The sequence below is a fragment of the Achromobacter sp. 01N37 genome (assembly GCF_056399725.1).
The window spans coordinates 1-17,362 of sequence record NZ_JBFTRX010000023.1 but is presented as its reverse complement, the minus strand read 5'-3'; the positions used below and the strand labels follow the sequence as shown (position 1 = coordinate 17,362).

Sequence of the window (17,362 nt, the reverse complement as noted above, 5' to 3'; positions counted from 1 at the left end):
CTGATTTTGTACGTTTACGGTCCGAGAACACGGCCGCGATGCCACGAGCGAGCAAATAGGCGACCACGGCCGCCCCCACCAAGATCAGGAAATAACGCATCGCGAGTCCCCCCCGGGAAAGAAGCACCGGATTCTATCCCGTGATCGGGACGGAATCCGCATTGAAAACGCCACCATTGTTGCCAGACTTTTCCGAACGTTGCGAGGCATGCAAAAAGCGCTGTTTTCAGGCTCCGTAATGCCGCAACCCCAGGCGCGACAAGGCGTCGGGATAGTCCCAAAACGCGTGGTCCAACGTCTCCATTTCCTCTTGCTCCGCCTCGGTCATGGCGCCGTAGATATCGTTCAATTCGATGACGTCGGGCGAGGCTTCAAAGCGGTCGATCAGCCCGCGCATGCGTGACAGCACGGCCAGCATATGCGTGGCGCCGATCTTCGTTAATGCCTGCAACGCCAGTTGGCACGTCGGGTCGCCCCAGTTGCACAGAAACTGCATGAAGCCGCCATTGTTGATGTCGGCTTCCATGCGCCACAGCGCCACCAGCTCCTGCTCGATCAAGGGCAGGCGGTCGAGCTTCCAGTCGGCCGCCTGCAACGCGGCCATCGCTTTTTCATAGCGCTGGTCCCATAAGATGTCGAGCACATTCAGCATGCCCTGGGGCGACGGTTCCCACAGCGCGGGCCACACCACGCCATGGCCGTCATCCACCAACTGCCATTGCTCGCGTTCGGCGGGCGTGGCTTTCTCAAGGCGGATGTAGCGCTGGATGGGCTCTGACAAGGTCTGGCCATTAGCCAGGGTCAATTGCAGATGCGTGGGCGTCAGCGTGATGGTGTGGATGCGGTAATCAGGGGTTTGCATGGGAAGGGCCGGCATGGGAACGCCCGCGAAAGTACCGGAAGGCGGCCCCGCTGTCGAGGCGCACGCTTTGCTCGCATCAGGCCGCAGACTGTTACGTCATCGCCCTTCTTTGATCTGCTACCGTCAAGTTTCGCCCGCCGGCATGGCGCCGGCGCTGAAAGACGGAGACCCGAATGCCACGTCCTTCCGAGTCCACCCCCTTGATCGGCGTGATCCCCCCGTATGTGCTGGACCGCCTGGCGCAGCATACCGACGCCCGTGTCAGCATGCCCGCCGTCAAGACCTTGATCATTGACCAGCAACAGCGCGGCCTGCGCGAAATGGCCACGCAGCCGCCGCGTGCAACGCTCGCGCCCACGACTCCGCCCTCGCCCCCAGGCACGCCGCAGCGCGCCGTCCACGATGCAAACAACAGCACCACGCTGCCCGGCACACTGATCCGCGCCGAAGGCCGCCCCGCCAGCGGCGACGTTGCGGTAGACGAGGCCTATGCGCATCTGGGCGCTACTTRCAAGCTTTTCTGGGACATCTACAAACGCCATTCCATCGACGGCCACGGCCTGCCGCTGGTGGGCACCGTGCATTACGGCGATGACTACGACAACGCGTTCTGGAACGGCGCGCAGATGGTGTTTGGCGATGGCGACGGTGAAGTGTTCAACCGCTTCACCGTTGCGGTGGACATCATCGGCCACGAACTCACGCACGGCGTCATCGACGCCGAAGCCGCCTTGCTCTACCAAGGCCAATCTGGCGCGCTGAACGAATCGCTGTGCGATGTCTTTGGCGCACTGGTCAAGCAATATTCCCTGGGGCAATCCGCGCGCCAGGCAGACTGGCTGGTGGGCGCGGGGCTCTTCACAGAAAAAGTCAGCGCTCGCGCGCTGCGCTCCATGTCAGAACCCGGCAGCGCGTATGACGACCCGGTGCTGGGTAAAGACCCGCAGCCCGCGCACATGCGCGACTACGTCGACACGCCACGCGATAACGGCGGCGTCCACATCAATTCCGGCATCCCCAACCGCGCATTTTTCCTGGCCGCCACAACGCTGGACGGCCCTGCGTGGAAAAGCGCGGGGCGCGTCTGGTACGACACCTTGTGCGACAAGCGGCTGCGTCACGACGCCGACTTCAAGACCTTCGCCGCGCTGACCGTCACCGTGGCCACCGAACGCTTTGACGCCGCCATGCAGCGCGCGGTCAAACAAGCCTGGGCCGCCGTAGGAGTCCTGACATGATCGAACTGCCCTCCTTGGATCTTGCGCTGCTGGTGCGGCTGACACGCGAAGGCGGCGTGGCGTATCTGCCTGGCCTGACGCAGCCGCGCAGCATCAATCTGGCCACCTGCCCGCCCGGCGTGCGCCAGGAAGTGTGCGATGTGCTGCAACGCGCAGCCCCGTTGGCGGTGCCTGAATGCGGGCAGGCAGGCGGCGACCAGCGCTACTTTCATATCGAGATCGTGATGGACCGCGACGAAGGAACGGCCATCAGTTTCGATGTACCTGAAGCCGATGCGCCCGACACGCTGGTACAGCTATGGAAGGCGCATGCGGAGCCGGGGCCGTAATCACCGCCCGCATCAATGCGCGCGGAACCCGCCGATCTGAATCGCGCGGCCCGCGTACAGGCCGATGATGGCCATCGCCACGCACAAGGCCGCGCACACGCCCAACGCCACGCCCCAACCGCCCAGACGGTCGTGCATGGCCCCCACCAGCGCGGGGCCCGTGGCGGCGAACAGATAGCCGACGCATTGCGCCATGCCCGATAACGCGGCCGCCTGTTGCGCATGGCTGGCGCGCAGACCCACAAACGCCAAGCCCAGAATGATGCCGCCGCCCGTGCCCAAGCCCAGCAGCACGATCCACAACGTGGCCCAGCCGGGCGCCACGATCAAGCCGGTGAATGCAACGACTGACGCCGCGGCCGAGCAGAACGCCGCACCGCGCTGATCCTTCATGCGGCGCACCACGGGCGCCATAAACAGCGCCGGACCCGCCGACATCAATTGCAGCAGCCCATGCAGCGACCCCGCGCGTTCCGCCGAATAGCCCGCGTCGCGCAAAATGGCAGGCAGCCAGCTCACGCCCACATAGAACACAAACGAGTTGATGCCCAGGAACAAGGTCACCTGCCACGCCAGCGGCGAATGCCACAGACGGCCGCCGTGCGGCGCGTGCGTGGTGGTGGACGCAGGCGCCGTGTGCTGCGCCAGCTGCGGCAGCCACAGCAGCATGCTTACTACCGGCACCACCAACAAGCACAGCGTTGAAAAGCGCCAGCCGTCCGCCGACAAATTGGCCAGCGGAATCGCGATAGCCGACGCCACGCCCGCCGCGATGCCCATCGTCAACACATAGGCCGACGTCATGCCGGCCACGCGTTGCGGAAAATCGCGCTTGACCAGGCTGGGCAGCAACACGTTGCCAATGGCGATGCCCGCACCGATGATCGCCGTGCCCGCATACAAGCCCCACGCCGCGCCCTGTATGCGCACAACGATGCCAGCGGCAATCAGCAGCAGCGCGCCGAACAAGGTGCGCTCCAGCCCGAAGCGGCGCGCAAGCCCCGCAGCAAACAGCGAGACCACCGCAAACGCCAACAGCGGCAAGGTAATCAACATGCCGGCCGCCGTCGAAGACAGGCCGAGCTGTTCGCGGATCATACTGATCAGCGGCGCCACGCCTGTCACCGGCGCGCGCAACGCCATCGCGATGCAAAGAATGCCCAGCAGGAGCCACACCAGCCGGCTGCCGGAACGTAAAGAGGGAGAGGGATTTCGAGTCATGCCGCCCAGCTTACCCACGCGCGGCTTTACCGAATTTCGAGACAATGACAAACTATCCTTAAATCCTGCCAACCCTAAGCGTGGCTCACTACGCGCGGCTTCCGATGCGCCTGAACCCCATCCCGTCCACTCCTTTCAATACCGATTCCCCCACGCAGCGCACCTTCGCCATGCCGGTGAATGCGGCGGATCGGGACAACGAATCCCCCACGCATCACCACAACATGGGTCAGCTGGTGCTGGCGCTGCGCGGCGGCGTGACGTGCTCGGTGCCGCAAGGGTTGTGGATGGTGCCGCCGCAATGTGGCGTGTGGATTCCGGGCGGCATGCCGCACAGCAATCGCGTCACCGCCAATGCCAGCGTGTGCTTTCTGTTTGTGCCGGCCGACGTGGCCGGCCTGCCGGACCACTGCTGCACGCTGACGATCACGCCGCTGGTGCGCGAGCTGATCGTGCACTTGTCCGCGTTGTCTGAACCCGACATGGAAACGCCCGCCAACCGCCAGCTGGCCGATGTGCTGATCGAACAATTGCGGCGCATGCCCGCCGAACATCTGCATCTGCCGCTTTCCGATCACCCCCGCCTGCGCGAAATCGCCAGCGCGTTGAACGCCGACCCCGCCGACCGCAGCACGGTGGCGCAATGGGGCAAGCGCGTCGCAATGAGCGAACGCACGCTGGCGCGGCTGGTGCAGCAGGAAGTCGGCATGAGCTTCGGACGCTGGCGCCAGCAGTTGCACCTGATCCTGGCCTTGCAGCGCTTGTCGGCGGGCGTGTCGGTGCAGCGCACCGCCGACGACCTGGGCTATGAATCCGTCAGCGCCTTCATCACGATGTTCAAGAAGACGCTGGGCAAGACGCCGGCGCGATACTTCGCTGACAAGTCCGAAGGGCCGCCGGCTTGACGGCCTCTGCCCACGTTGCGCAGCGCACTTACGCCTGCTTCGGCCCCGCCACGATGAACAGGCGCGGGAATGGCAGCAGCACCGTGCCGTCGGCCAACGCCGGATAGGCCTCGGCGATCAACGCCTGATAGCGCGCCAGAAAGCTGGCCTGCTCGGCGGTGTCCAGCGTGTCCAGGTATGGCCGCAGGGCGGTGCCCTTGAACCATTCAACGACGGCCGCAGCGCCCGCCAGCGGGTGGTGATACGTGGTGCGCCACACGTCCAGCACGCCGCAATGCGGCTTCAGCAGCTCGTAGTACCAGGCGGCGCTGTGGCGCGGCGGGTGCTTCACGCCGCCCGTTTTCGCGGCCCACGGCGCTTCACCAGCCACCTGGCGTGCGAGGCGATGCGCGGGTTCTTCCATGTTGTCGGGCGTTTGTACGGCCAGGATGCCGCCCGGCGTCAGCTTGCTGACCAGCCGGGGATACAGCGTGGCGTGGTCAGGCACCCATTGCAACGCGGCGTTCGCCAGAATCACGTCGTATTGTTGCGGCGGATTCCAGGTGGCGATATCGGCCAGTTCGAACTCCAGCGCGGGCAGGCGCTTGCGGGCGGCCAGGACCATGTCTTCCGAGCTGTCCATACCCGTGACCTTCGCGTCCGGGTAGCGGCTGGCCAGCACCTCAGTGGAATTGCCCGGGCCACACCCCAGGTCCACCGCAACCTTGACCGCGTCATTCGGCACGGCCGCCACCAGATCGCGCACCGGCCGGGTGCGTTCGTTTTCAAAAGCGGAGTATTGCTTGGCGGACCAACTGTTGTTGCTCATGACGGCTCCTTGCCGGACGACGATGTACGGCTGAACTCTACGCCTGGCTTATCCATATTACAAATATAGAAATAGGTGCCTATTCATATTCAATAAATATGTCTTTCACGGAAAGAAAAAACCCGCCGGGGCCAAGCCGGCGGGTTTCGGGTTGCAAGTTCAAGCAGGATTACTGGGTCTTCAGTTCCGCCGAGCGGGTTTTCCACAGCGAGAACAACACCCCGCCCAGGATCAAGCTGAACGTCACGCCCAACGAGATCACGGCAGGCACCTTGCCGATAAAGCCCACCAGGAAAATCTTCGTACCGATGAACACCAGGACAAGCGCCAGGGCGTACTTCAGGTAATGGAAGCGGTGAATCATGGCAGCCAGGGCAAAGTACAGCGCACGCAAACCCAGGATGGCGAAGATGTTGCTGGTGTAGACGATGAACGGGTCGGTCGTGATGGCGAAGATGGCCGGCACGGAGTCCACCGCAAACACCAGGTCCACAAACTCGATCAGCACCAGGGCCAGCAGCAGCGGCGTCGCAAAACGCACCTTCTTCGACGTGGCCGGGTCGGTCTCGGTCACTACGAACGCGTTACCGCGCAGGCCTTCCGTCACACGCATATGGCGCTTCAGGAACTTCAGGATCGGGTTGGTGGCGATATCCGGCGTTTGGTCGGCAATCATCCACATCTTGATGCCCGTGAACACCAGGAACGCGCCAAACAGATACAGCAGCCAGCCGAAGTTGCTAACCAGCGCAGCGCCCAAACCAATCATGATGGCGCGCAGCACGATCACGCCCAGGATGCCCCAGAACAACACGCGATGCTGGTACTGACGCGGAATCGCGAAGAAGCTGAAGATCAGCGCAATCACGAAAACGTTGTCCATCGACAGCGATTTTTCAATCATGAAGCCGGTGTAGTACGCCATGCCGCTCGTGGCGCCCAGCTGCCACCAGACCCAGGCGCCGAACAAGAGCGCGGCGCTGATGTAACCGGCAGACAGCAGCAGGCTTTCGCGCACGCCGATTTCGCGGTCTTCCTTGTGCAGCACGCCCAGGTCAAAGACCAGCAAGCTCACGACGATGCCGATGAATAGCAGCCAACTCCAGGTCGGTGTCCCCAGAAAATCGGCCATGAAGAAGGTGATCAAAGTGTCCATGAATGCCCCGCTGTGTTCGAAGGTGCCCATCATCCGGATCTTGGGCTAACCGAGAAATCAGCCTGAAAGTGAGTTAAGGTTCGGAAAAACCGAAGTGAGCCCCATCGTGCTGAACTACCGACACCTGTATTACTTCTGGATGGTCGCCAAGGAAGGCGGCTTTTCCCGGGCCGCTGAACGGCTGGACATGGCCATCCAGACCATCAGCGCGCAAGTGCGTGAATTGGAAAAAAACCTGGGCCATCAACTGCTCAAGCCGGCGGGCCGGGGCGTGGCGCTGACGGATGCCGGCAAGGCGGCCTTTGCGCGCGCCGAAGAAATATTTCAGATCGGCCACACGCTGCCGCAGGAAGTGCGCGCGGCGGCCACGAAACCGGTCATCCGGCTGTCGGTGGGCTTGTCGGACGGGATATCCAAGCTGGCCGCGCACGCGCTGCTGGGGCCGGTGCTCGACACCCCCGACCTGCGCCTGACCTGCCATGAAGGCGAAGTGGAAGAACTGCTGGGCGAGTTGGCCCAGCACCACCTGGACTTGGTGCTGGCTGGCCAGGGCGCGCCCGCCAACCCCAACCTGCGCTTAACTAGCGACCGGCTGGTGTCGTCCCCCGTGGACTGGTACGGCCCTGCCAAGCTCGTGCGCAAGTCCGACACGCAGGACTTCCCGCGCTGCCTGGAGCGCCTGCCCGTGTTGTTGCCCACCGGGCACTCGGTGCTGCGCCAGACGCTGGACCGTTGGTTCAACGAACGCGGCGTGCTGCCCAATGTGGTGGGAGAATTCGAAGACAGCGCGCTGATGTCGGTATTTGCCGCGCGCGGACTGGGCGTTTTCCCGCTTAGCCGGCTGGGCGGCGACGATATCGGCCTGCTGCGCGGTTTGCGTCCGCTGGCTCGGTGCGACGACGTGCAAGAAGAGATTCACGCCATCCGCAACCGCCGCGGCCAGCACCATCCCTTGGTCCAAACCATCCTCGCCCACGCTAAGACTTCGGTTTTTTCTTAATGTTTGTCACACCCACTCTGGTTTTTCGGAAATAGAATCCGCTTTATCGTGGACCCTCTTTTGAATCTCGGAGTACCACTGCAATGAAAAAATTCATCTGGCTCGCTTTCGCCGTGCTTGCTGCACTCTGGACCGGGCTGGTGGCGCTGACGCTGCAACTGACCAACTGGGTCCTGTCAACCATCTCCACGGCGCAGGTGCCGGGCGCTGCGCTGGACACGTCCCAATGGGTCGCGCCCGCGTGGGCCGCAGGCTGGTTCGACCCGGCCTGGCTGCAAGGTTTGCAAGGCGCTCTGGTGTGGGCCGCCCAAAGCCTGAACCAGGTCCTGCCGTTCGCGGGTGGCCTGGGCACACTGATCTCGGTGCTGGGCTGGATCGTCTGGGGCTTTGTCATCGCCGGCCTGCTGGTGCTGGCGCTGATCCTGAACTGGCTGAACGGCAAGCGCGAGCAGGCCGCTGCGGCCCAATCCCGCCAAGTGGTGTAATAACGCAGGCAACGCGCCACCCGGCACGCTGCCTCCCAAGAGGAGCGTGCCGTGCCCACCCGAACTGTCCCTGCCCTGACCTTGTCTTTGGCGGCCCTGCTATCCGCAGGGCCTGCGCAGGCTTCCCCCAGCGCTTCCGGCGTGGAAGTCTGCACGGTCACGGGCACATCGGGGCAGTACAGCGTGCGGGTGCGCAACACGGGCGAGGCCACACTTGCCCGCGTCGACGTCATGGGTGTCCGCCTGGACACCGCAGGCCAGGCGACCGATACGCTCACCGTCAGCCTGACGGACATCCCCCACGGCAAATACAAAACCGCCATCCTGGCGCGGCACGAGGAATCGGCCGCGTTGGACCGCATCGTCACCTACGCCGTCGTGGACGGCACGGAAACCCCTCAGCAGGAACTGTTCGCCGGCAAGGTCGCGCATGTGACGCACGGCACGACCCTGCAATACACGCTGGCGCCGCTGGCTGTGCGCGGCTGGACGGTGGCTTATGGATCGGCCACGTCTCCCAAGCTGGAAACCGGCGCCGCCGTCTTGCTGAGCTACCCCGTGCGCGGGGCCAAAAAACTGGCGACCCGGCCCGAAGCGGGCCGTACACCCACCGCCGTCACACCGCTTGTGCCGTGCCGCGAACCCGGCAAGACGTCCTGATCAGGTACCGCTCAGCAGGTCGCGTTCGTTCAACAGCGCGTAGACAATTTCCGGGGTGTTATCGAAGCCGCGCCGAATGGCGGCGGGCAGCGCGGTGCGCGTCTTGCGGCACAGGCCGGGCGCCTCTTCCAGCTGAATTGAAATCCCGCGCGACGTGCGCACCTCGTTGTCGCTGGGCGTAATCACAATCACGATACCCAGCTGATCTTGAATACGGCCCTGCATGGCGCGCAGGTCTTCCAGGCTGCGGATGTTTTCCAGCCGCGCGACCAGGCGCTTTTCCTCTTCCTTCGTCAGCCGCAGGATGCGCACGTCGGCCGCCGGATCAGCCAGCAGCCGGTCGCGGTCGCACAGACAGGCGCCCGGCGGACATTCTTGGCGAATAGGAAAGGGAAGGTTCATGGCGGACTGACGCGCAAAGGCTCGGCGCAAATTCGATAAGCGTGGACAACAGCCAACGATCAATTCTACTCAGGATGCCGGCCCGCCCCGCGCCAAGCACTACTCGTTTTCCCGCAATGGGCTGCGGTATATTGCCCCACTCAAATCGAAGCGTGGGAGAAGCGGGTGAAACGAATTTTGCTTGCGGCCGCTCTGGCCGCGCTGGGCGCAGCAAGCCAGGTCGCGCTTGCCCAATCTGCCCCGCGCGAGTTTCCCTACCCCATCAAGGCCGGCCTGTCGGCGGTCGTCAAGATCAGCGGCGGCGACGCGCCACACGCCACCGTGCGCGTGGGCAATGGCCCCGATCAAACGCTGGGCAGCTTCGACGAGGCCGTCGACCAGATGCAATCCGTGGACATCAACCACGACGGTTACCGCGACCTGGTGCTGGGGCAAAGCGGCGGCAGCACGCAAATCTTCGCCCGCCTGTTCCTGTATCGGCCCGACAGCGGCACCTTCCAGGAAATTGCGCATCCCGACCCGACGAGCCCTTGCCGGGGCTTCGTGAACCCGGTGATCGACGACAAGCAGGCCGTGATCCACGTGGCGTGTCGCTATGGAGCCGCCAGCAATGGCTTCGAGGAATACGTGTTGCGTCCTAACGGCACGGTGCGCGCCACGTCATGGACCACCCAAGCGCTGTTCGGTCTGGAGAGCGAAGCCGCCGAACTCACTTACCGCTTCAATGAAGACGGTTCCACCGCACGCATCGAGATCGAAGGCGAAGGCTCGCCGCTGGAAGGCGGCACCGTGCCGGTCAGCAAGCTGGACTTGTACGACACGCCCGACGTCAACGCCCGGCCCGCCATGACTGCCGCCGAAGGCGAACACCTGGAAGTCGTGGCCATCCGTGCGCCCGACTGGCTGCAAGTGCGCTACGCCAGCAAGACGGCGGGCGACGTACTGAAATGGGTGCGCTATGGCGACCTGCGCGTGGACAAGCATCAGCTTGCGGCGCCATCTTCCCCAGGCGGCCTGGCGCTGGATCTTGCCGACACGCTGGCCGACTGGAAGAGCGAAGACGGCGGCCTGTTCATGGTGAGCGTGGCCAACAACGGTGACGCCCCCGTCGCCCTGAACGCGCCGCGCATCTGGTTGCTGCTGACCAATGCGCAGGGCGACCGCATCGTGCACCCGCTATACCAACGCGAGGGCGACACCCTGCACCCGGCCAACCCGCTGGGCTTTGCCCGCGACCCGATCGTCTGGGCCACGGGCGAAAACGGCAAGCCAGCCTACCTGGTGAACGACAACGGCTACAGCAACGTTCCGTTCCTGCCTGCGCTTGCGCCCGGCAAATACCGCGCGGCGGCCGTGCTGACCGACCCCGGCAATCTTGCCCAGCCGATCGTCTCGAACGACATCACGTTCGACTATCCTCTGCCGAAACGGCCGCCTGCGCCGCAATAAGCGCCCCGCGCGCCGTCAAGGAGACTCCAGCTTGTCCGCAGGCACGCATACGTCCTACCCGGAACCGTTTCCCACCTTGGAATCCACCGATTTTTCGGGCGAGGGTTCGTTCTATTTCGATCTCGTGCGCCTGCAAGATCGCGACGATATTCCGCGCGGCTTTCTGCACCGGCACAGCTACTACCACCTGCTCTGGATGAGCGAGGCCAGCGGCACCCACATGCTGGATTTCGAGCAGCACGAGGTGCGCGACCACTCAGTGTTCTTCCTGTCGCCCGGCCAGATCCACGCCTGGACGTCTTCCGTGAAGCCGCGCGGCTACGTGCTGAACATCAGCACGGATTTCTTCGCGCATATGTTCCCGCGCGCGGACGACATCGCCAAGTTTCCCTTCTTCCACCTGGCGGGCGGCACGCCCGCCATTTATCTGTCACGCGAGCAGCACGACGGCATGCTGCCGCTGCTTAATGAAATCGAACGCGAAACGCGCCACCGCCAGACCGGGCGCTTCGACGTGGTCCGCTCTTACCTGCTGATCCTGCTGACGCAGCTGCGGCGCCTTTACCCGGCCGACGAGCGCGAGACCGCCGCCGGCCCCAGCTATTCGCTGGCCAAGCGGTTCACCATGCTGATCGAGGAACACTATCTGACGTTCGGCGCCATCCGCCAATACGCCGACGCGCTATGCGTAAGCGAACGCCAGCTCAACGAGGCCGTCAAGCGCAGCATGGGGCGCACCGCCAGCCAGCTGGTGCAAGAGCGCATAGCGCTCGAGGCCAAACGCCTGCTGAGCAATACGGGCTTGAGCATCGCCGAAATCGCATTCCAACTGAACTTCGAAGACCCCTCCTACTTTGCTCGCTTCTTCAAGAAGCACACCGGCTGCACCGCCGGCGATTTCCGCAAGAAGTACGACCGACCCATCGGCTAACGGCCGCGCCGGGCGTATCCGCGGAAAAGTGCAAGACAAGCTCTGATCTGTCCTAACGTGCCCGGCATTGGGCTGCGTAAAGTTCATCCAGACCCAACCCGCCGCTTTGCGGCCTGATTGAAACTGCGATGAACGACACTCCAACATTGATGACGGGCGGCCAACATGTGGTGCGCGCGCTGCTGGAACACGGCGTGGACACCGTATTCGGCGTTCCTGGCGAAAGCTATCTGGACGTGCTGAACGCGCTGTACACGGAACGCGAGCGAATCCGCCTGGTGTCCTGCCGCCACGAAGGCGCAGCGTCATTCATGGCCGAAGCGCACGGCAAGCTGACGGGCCGGCCTGGCATCTGCATGGTCACGCGCGGCCCCGGCGCCACCAATGCCAGCATCGGCGTACAGACGGCGTTCCAGGATTCCACGCCGCTGATCGTGCTGGTGGGCCAGGTAGGCAACGACATGGTGGAGCGCGAGGCGTTCCAGGAAATCGACTACCGGCGCATGTTTGGGCAGTTCACCAAATGGGTGGCGCAGATCGACAGCGCCGCGCGTGTCACCGAATACATGAACCGCGCCTTCTCGGTGGCGATGTCAGGCCGGCCCGGTCCGGTGGTGCTGGCGCTGCCCGAAGACATGCTGACCGAATTGGCCGCGTCCCAGGACTGCGGGACGATCCAGTTTCCGCAGGCGCACCCGGCGCCCGATGCCATGGCCAGCATGCGCGCCCTGCTGGCCGGCGCGCGGCGGCCGCTGATGATCGTGGGCGGTTCGGGCTGGACTGGCGCGGGTCTGGACAGCTTGGCCCGCTTTGCCAATTTGAACGGCTTGCCCGTGGCGTGCTCGTTCCGCCGCCAGGACCTGTACGACAATCACCATCCGCAGTACGTGGGCGAAGTGGGCATCGGCATCAATCCGGAATTGGCCGACGCCGTGCGCAACGCCGACGTGATCCTGGCGGTGGGCGCGCGCCTGGGCGAAATGGTGACGGGCGGCTATACGCTGCTGCAATCTCCCGTGCCCAAGCAGACGTTGATCCATGTGCTGGCCAGCCCGGAAGAGCTGGGCCGGGTGTATCAGCCCACCTTGAAGATACCGTCGGGGCTGGACGCCTTCGCGGATGCGGCCGCCGGACAGGCTCCGCTGGACGCGGCCCCGTGGCGAGGCTGGCTCGACGCGCTGCGGCAAAGCTACCTGCGCTACACGGAACCGCCCGCAAACTCTCTGCGCATGGACCCGGCACGTGTCATCGTCGCCCTGCGCGAGGCGCTGGATGCGCGCGCCATCCTCACCAACGGCGCGGGCAACTACAGCGCCTGGGCGCATCGCTACTACCGTTTCAGCCATCCCCGCACCCAGCTTGCGCCCACCAGCGGCGCCATGGGCTACGGCGTGCCAGCCGCCATTGCGGCCAAGCTGCGCCACCCCGAACGGCAGGTCGTCTGCCTGGCCGGCGATGGCTGCTTCCTGATGACGTCGCAGGAACTGGCCACCGTCAAACAACACCGCCTGGCCATCGTCTTCATCGTGTTCAACAACGGCATGTACGGCACGATCCGCATGCACCAGGAAGTGAACTACCCGGGCCGGACCATCGGCACGGACCTCTGCAACCCCGACTTCGTGGCCTATGCGGAATCGTTCGGCGTGCCCGCCGAACGGGTCGACAGCCACGAGAGCTTCGCGCCCGCCTTGACGCGGGCGCTGGACAGCGGTTCTCCCTATCTGATCGAACTCAGCCTGGACCCCGAGGTGATCACGCCTCGGTCCACCCTGACCAGCTTGCGCGAAAAGGCGCAACTTGCCGCATCCTGAAGTCCAGGATCGGACTGCCGCGCGCCAGCCGCAAGCACGGCGCGCGGCGCCCACATAAAAAAATATCCAATACTGGAGAGAGACTATGAATACCCCCCTGCCGCCCCTGCGGCGGCTGGCCGCAGCCGCGATGCTGGCCACCGCGACCCTTAGCGCCACATCGTTCGCGGCATCGCCCGCCGCCACCGCCAGCTATCCCGAACGCCCCCTGCGCATCATCGTGCCCTTCGCCGCGGGCGGCGCCACCGACGTCATTGCGCGCACCGTGGCGCAATCCATGGCCACCCGCCTGGGCCAGCCGGTGGTGGTGGAGAACAAAGCCGGCGCCAACGGCAACATCGGCGCCGTCATGGCGGCGCGCGCTGAACCCGACGGCTACACCCTGCTGATGGCCACGTCCAGCCACGCCATCAATTCCACGCTGTATCACAAGCTGGACTACAGCCTGACAAGCGACTTCGCAGGCTTGTCGAACCTGGCGTCGGTGCCCTTGCTGCTGGTGGTGAACCCGTCGGTGCCGGCCAAGACGCCCGAAGAGCTGGCCGCGTACGCCAAGGCCAACGGCAACCGCGTGAACTACGCCTCGGGCGGCACCGGTACGGCATCGCACCTGGCGGGCGCGCAGTTCAATTCGCTGGCCGGCGCGCAGATGACGCATGTGCCCTACAAAGGGGGTTCGCAAGCGCTCAATGACCTGATGGGCGGCCAAGTCCAGATCATGTTCGCGAACCTGCCCGAAGTGCTGTCGCAGGTGCAAGCCGGCCGCCTGACGCCCATCGCCGTCACGGGCCAGCAGCGCCACGCCTCTCTGCCCAACGTGCCGGCGTTTTCCGAAACGTCTTACCCGGCCATGAATGCCCGCTCCTGGTTCGGCCTCTTCGTGCCCGCGGCCACGCCGGCGCCCGTGGTGGAAAAGCTGTCGCAGGCCATCACCCAGGGCGTGGCCGACCCCGCCGTGCAGGACAAGCTGAAAGGGCTGGGCGCCGACCCCGTCGGCGACGGCCATGCCGCCTTCCAGCAATACGTGAACCAGGAAGTGGCGCGCTGGAGCGTGCTGGTGAAACAGTCCGGGGCCACGGCCGAATGACGATCCCCCTTCGCAACACTCATTAAGGAAACCCCATGCTTTACGACGTACGTACCTACACCTGCCGCGCCGGCACCATCCGGAAGCATCTGGCGCTTTATGCCGAGCACGGCTATGAAGTGCAAAGCCGTCACCTCGGCAAACCCCTGGCCTACATGCAGACCGAGACAGGCGACGTCAACAGCTACATGCACATCTGGGTCTATGACAGCGCCGCCGACCGCGAAGCCAAGCGCCAGGCGCTGCAGAAAGACCCCGACTGGGCCACCTACCTGACCAAGAGCGCCGACGCCGGCTATCTGATCCGCCAGGAAAACCGGCTCATGACGCCCACGGCGTTCTTCCGGCCGTAAAGCCCATCCGCGTCGGCGCAAAGCGTGCTTGAACCGCTGCGGGCCGACGCCTTCCCGACGATTGTTGCCAATGCGGCAACATCATGGTCCCTTGGCCGGGCCTACCCCTGATTTCCCTGCGCACCTACGATTTGGGCGTTGTTCAAACACGCGCCGCGCCCAGCCCAGCATTGCCGGGACACGCAAATCCATCGAGGGAGTCACCATGAGTCAACGTCTAAACGCTTTCGCGCAATCGCCCGAGCTGTTCAAGAAATTCGTCGAATTCGGCATGCTCTTGAAGTCGGGCACCATCGAGCAGCCCATCCTGGACTTGGTCGAGATCCGCGCCTCGCAGATCAACGGCTGCGGCTTCTGCCTGGACATGCATGTGAAGCAGGCCAAGATCCACGGTGAACGCGAACTGCGCCTGCACCATGTTGCGATCTGGCGTGAATCCACCGAGTTCTCGCCGCGCGAACGCGCCTGCCTGGCGTGGACCGAGGCGCTGACCACCCTGGGCGCGCAGGGCGTGCCCGACGACATCTATGAGCGCGTCCGGACCCAGCTATCCGAAAAGGAAATCTCGGACCTCAGCTTCGCCGTCATGGCGATCAATGGCTGGAATCGCCTGAACGTCGCATTCCGGACCGTCCCCGGATCGGCCGACAAGGCGTACGGCCTGGACAAGGCCACGTTCAACTAAGGACGCATCATGAAAATCCTGGTTATCGGCGGGACGGGCCTGATCGGCGCCAAACTCGTCAAGCTGCTCACGGCGCGCGGCCACGACGCCACGGCTGCGTCGCCGGCCACTGGCGTCAATACGATCACCGGCGAAGGCCTGGATGAAGCGCTCGCGGGCGTGGACACGGTGGTCGACGTGGCCAACTCGCCCTCGTTCGAAGACAAGGCCGTGCTGGAATTCTTTCAGGTTTCGGGGCGCAATCTGTTGGCGGCAGAAGCCCGGGCCGGCGTGCGGCACCACGTCGCGCTATCGGTGGTTGGCACGCACCGCCTGGCTGAAAGCGGATACTTCCGCGGCAAGATCGCACAGGAAGCGCTGATCGTCGCGGCCGGCATTCCGTACACCATCGTCCACAGCACGCAGTTCTTTGAATTCCTGGGCGGCATCGTGCAATCGGGCACGCAGGGCGACGACGTGCTGCTGTCACCCGCCTTCGTGCAGCCGATCGCGTCCGACGACGTGGCCCTGGCCATGGCTGACGCCACGCTGGCGGCGCCGGTGAACGGCACGGTGGAAATCGCCGGTCCCGAACGGGTGCGCCTGGCCGAGCTGGCCCAGCGCTACCTGCGTAAAACCGGCGACGCGCGCAACGTGCGGGCAGACCCCGGCGCCCGTTATTTCGGCGCCTTGCTCGACGACGACACGCTAGTGCCAGGCCCCGGTCCGTGGCTGGGCAAGATCAACTTCGAAACCTGGTTCAGCCGGTCGGGCGCAAAAAAGTAGCGTCAGGCACGCGCCCCGTCATGCCCAAGGCAGTGGCCGAGGAACTGATCTGCGTGTCCTGCGCACGGATACCGTCAGTCATGTAGTCGATGAAGACGCGCATGCGCGCCGGCAAGTGTTCGCGGCTGAGGAAGCACAGGTAATGTCCGCGGTCATCCGGCGCGTATTGCGGCAGGCAGGCGACCAGGCTGCCCGCGCGCAAGTGATCGCAGACCTGGTAGCCCGCCATTTGCGCAATGCCGTGGCCGTCCAGCACCGATTGCAGCACCAGATCGGCATCATTGAACGTCAGCATGGCGGGCGGCGTCACCTTGCGCAACTGGCCGCCCACCTTGAATTCCCATTCGTAGACTCGCCCCGACGCGAACAGAAAGTTCACGCCATGATGGCCGGCGATGGCTTCGACGCTGTCTGGCAGACCGTGCCTGGCCACATAGGCGGGCGACGCGCACAACATCATTGGCATCGGAATCACCTTCTTGGCGATCACGCGACTGTCTTCCATCCGGCCGTTGCGGAACGACACGTCGACGCGGTCGGTGGTGAAGTCGGTTGGCCCATCGTCAAGCAACAGCTCGACCGAGATGTTCGGGTAGGCCTGCCGGAATCCGTGAAGCAGCGGCGCAACAACTTTGCGGCCGAAGCCCACCGTGGCGCACACGCGCAATTGCCCCGAGGGCGGCCCCTCACGCAGGTCGCGCATGTCGTCCAGCGCCCGGATGATCTGGCCCACGCCCGGATGGCACTCGTCATAGAAACGTTGGCCCTCGGCAGTCAACGACGTGCTGCGCGTCGTGCGCACGAAGAGCCGGATGCCCAGTTGATCTTCCAGCTTTTGCACACTGCGGCTGACGGCCGACCGGCCGATGCCCAGCCGGTCGCCGGCCTTGGCGAAGTTGCCTTCCACGGCGACGGCGATGAACGCCATGACGCCTGCATAGCTGGTGGCGAAGCTGTCGGCCAGGGAATCCGGGCCATTGGCCGGGGCGGCCGGGCCATTGGCCGGGATGGCCGGGCGGATGGCGGGGGAGTCGGAGAGGGGTGGCGGCATTTGGGCGGCGTCGCAAGTAGGTTGATCCTACTGTTAAGACGGCGCACCGGACCATTCTGTGACATTGAACGCAAAAAAGTGGCGACCCTGGAGAAAAGCCGCGCTTGCCGCGCAAGCGCGGCCAGGCGTCGCGAGCTGGGGGCTGGGGGCCGGAGGACGGG

At 64.5% G+C, this 17,362-nt stretch carries 19 protein-coding genes; 13 read left to right on the top strand and 6 right to left on the bottom strand.

All coding sequences use genetic code 11. From position 1 onward, the window contains the following. Positions 1-226: 226 nt before the first annotated feature. Positions 227-862: a DMP19 family protein gene (locus AC1DSJ_RS28780; protein ID WP_441372675.1), complete on the bottom strand. Its 636-nt coding sequence runs from the start codon at positions 860-862 to the stop codon at positions 227-229. 173 nt (positions 863-1,035) lie between these two features. On the opposite strand from AC1DSJ_RS28780, the gene AC1DSJ_RS28775 reads away from it, so the two are divergent. Continuing rightward, complete coding sequence (locus tag AC1DSJ_RS28775; protein WP_476760444.1) at positions 1,036-2,100, top strand: M4 family metallopeptidase; 1,065 nt, start codon at positions 1,036-1,038, stop codon at positions 2,098-2,100. After that, positions 2,097-2,429: a protealysin inhibitor emfourin gene (locus tag AC1DSJ_RS28770; protein ID WP_175170121.1), complete on the top strand. Its 333-nt coding sequence runs from the start codon at positions 2,097-2,099 to the stop codon at positions 2,427-2,429. Before AC1DSJ_RS28775 ends, AC1DSJ_RS28770 begins: the two co-directional genes overlap by 4 nt. A gap of 12 nt (positions 2,430-2,441) precedes the next feature. On the opposite strand, the gene AC1DSJ_RS28765 is transcribed toward AC1DSJ_RS28770, so the two are convergent. Continuing rightward, positions 2,442-3,650, bottom strand: coding sequence for an MFS transporter (locus tag AC1DSJ_RS28765; protein WP_441372676.1), 1,209 nt, complete (start codon positions 3,648-3,650; stop codon positions 2,442-2,444). A 104-nt stretch (positions 3,651-3,754) separates the two neighbouring features. Here AC1DSJ_RS28765 and AC1DSJ_RS28760 point away from each other — a divergent pair, with 104 nt between their 5' ends. Further along, the gene (locus AC1DSJ_RS28760; RefSeq protein WP_427946343.1) at positions 3,755-4,555 is read left to right on the top strand and encodes an AraC family transcriptional regulator; all 801 of its coding nucleotides are present in this window, start codon (positions 3,755-3,757) and stop codon (positions 4,553-4,555) included. Positions 4,556-4,583: 28 nt separating this feature from the next. On the opposite strand, the gene tam is transcribed toward AC1DSJ_RS28760, so the two are convergent. Next, complete coding sequence (gene tam, locus AC1DSJ_RS28755) at positions 4,584-5,363, bottom strand: trans-aconitate 2-methyltransferase (protein ID WP_427946340.1); 780 nt, start codon at positions 5,361-5,363, stop codon at positions 4,584-4,586. Between the two features lie 169 nt (positions 5,364-5,532). Then, positions 5,533-6,519, bottom strand: a complete 987-nt coding sequence (locus AC1DSJ_RS28750) for a TerC family protein (protein WP_175170124.1) — start codon at positions 6,517-6,519, stop codon at positions 5,533-5,535. Between the two features lie 106 nt (positions 6,520-6,625). On the opposite strand from AC1DSJ_RS28750, the gene AC1DSJ_RS28745 reads away from it, so the two are divergent. The 3 genes from AC1DSJ_RS28745 to AC1DSJ_RS28735 all read left to right on the top strand — a co-directional run bounded on the left by AC1DSJ_RS28745 (position 6,626) and on the right by AC1DSJ_RS28735 (position 8,664). Continuing rightward, positions 6,626-7,519: a LysR family transcriptional regulator gene (locus AC1DSJ_RS28745; protein ID WP_054423316.1), complete on the top strand. Its 894-nt coding sequence runs from the start codon at positions 6,626-6,628 to the stop codon at positions 7,517-7,519. An 83-nt stretch (positions 7,520-7,602) separates the two neighbouring features. Further along, positions 7,603-8,004, top strand: a complete 402-nt coding sequence (locus tag AC1DSJ_RS28740) for a hypothetical protein (protein ID WP_427946338.1) — start codon at positions 7,603-7,605, stop codon at positions 8,002-8,004. Between the two features lie 51 nt (positions 8,005-8,055). Further along, entirely contained in the window at positions 8,056-8,664 is a 609-nt protein-coding gene (locus AC1DSJ_RS28735; RefSeq protein ID WP_054422736.1) for a hypothetical protein, read from the top strand. Here the strand turns inward: AC1DSJ_RS28735 and AC1DSJ_RS28730 are convergent, their stop codons facing one another. Then, complete coding sequence (locus AC1DSJ_RS28730; protein WP_054423317.1) at positions 8,665-9,066, bottom strand: hypothetical protein; 402 nt, start codon at positions 9,064-9,066, stop codon at positions 8,665-8,667. Positions 9,067-9,231: 165 nt separating this feature from the next. Between AC1DSJ_RS28730 and AC1DSJ_RS28725 the strand changes: the two genes are divergently transcribed. From AC1DSJ_RS28725 to AC1DSJ_RS28695, 7 genes are all read left to right on the top strand, one after another. Continuing rightward, the gene (locus AC1DSJ_RS28725; protein WP_441372677.1) at positions 9,232-10,515 is read left to right on the top strand and encodes an XAC2610-related protein; all 1,284 of its coding nucleotides are present in this window, start codon (positions 9,232-9,234) and stop codon (positions 10,513-10,515) included. A gap of 31 nt (positions 10,516-10,546) precedes the next feature. Beyond that, entirely contained in the window at positions 10,547-11,446 is a 900-nt protein-coding gene (locus AC1DSJ_RS28720) for a helix-turn-helix domain-containing protein (RefSeq protein WP_054422738.1), read from the top strand. Between the two features lie 128 nt (positions 11,447-11,574). Further along, a complete protein-coding gene (locus tag AC1DSJ_RS28715; RefSeq protein WP_441372678.1) occupies positions 11,575-13,260 on the top strand; it encodes a thiamine pyrophosphate-binding protein in 1,686 nt (561 codons plus the stop codon). An 85-nt stretch (positions 13,261-13,345) separates the two neighbouring features. Further along, positions 13,346-14,347, top strand: a complete 1,002-nt coding sequence (locus tag AC1DSJ_RS28710) for a Bug family tripartite tricarboxylate transporter substrate binding protein (RefSeq protein ID WP_441372679.1) — start codon at positions 13,346-13,348, stop codon at positions 14,345-14,347. A 35-nt stretch (positions 14,348-14,382) separates the two neighbouring features. Then, positions 14,383-14,700: an NIPSNAP family protein gene (locus AC1DSJ_RS28705; RefSeq protein ID WP_054422744.1), complete on the top strand. Its 318-nt coding sequence runs from the start codon at positions 14,383-14,385 to the stop codon at positions 14,698-14,700. 205 nt (positions 14,701-14,905) lie between these two features. Continuing rightward, the gene (locus AC1DSJ_RS28700; RefSeq protein ID WP_441372680.1) at positions 14,906-15,385 is read left to right on the top strand and encodes a carboxymuconolactone decarboxylase family protein; all 480 of its coding nucleotides are present in this window, start codon (positions 14,906-14,908) and stop codon (positions 15,383-15,385) included. A gap of 9 nt (positions 15,386-15,394) precedes the next feature. Further along, on the top strand, positions 15,395-16,150 hold the full coding sequence (locus tag AC1DSJ_RS28695) for an SDR family oxidoreductase (RefSeq protein ID WP_054422747.1): 756 nt from the start codon (positions 15,395-15,397) through the stop codon (positions 16,148-16,150). On the opposite strand, the gene AC1DSJ_RS28690 is transcribed toward AC1DSJ_RS28695, so the two are convergent. Beyond that, positions 16,125-17,078, bottom strand: a complete 954-nt coding sequence (locus AC1DSJ_RS28690) for a LysR family transcriptional regulator (RefSeq protein WP_338060060.1) — start codon at positions 17,076-17,078, stop codon at positions 16,125-16,127. The two genes, AC1DSJ_RS28695 and AC1DSJ_RS28690, sit on opposite strands and share 26 nt — an antisense overlap. Positions 17,079-17,362 lie beyond the last annotated feature (284 nt).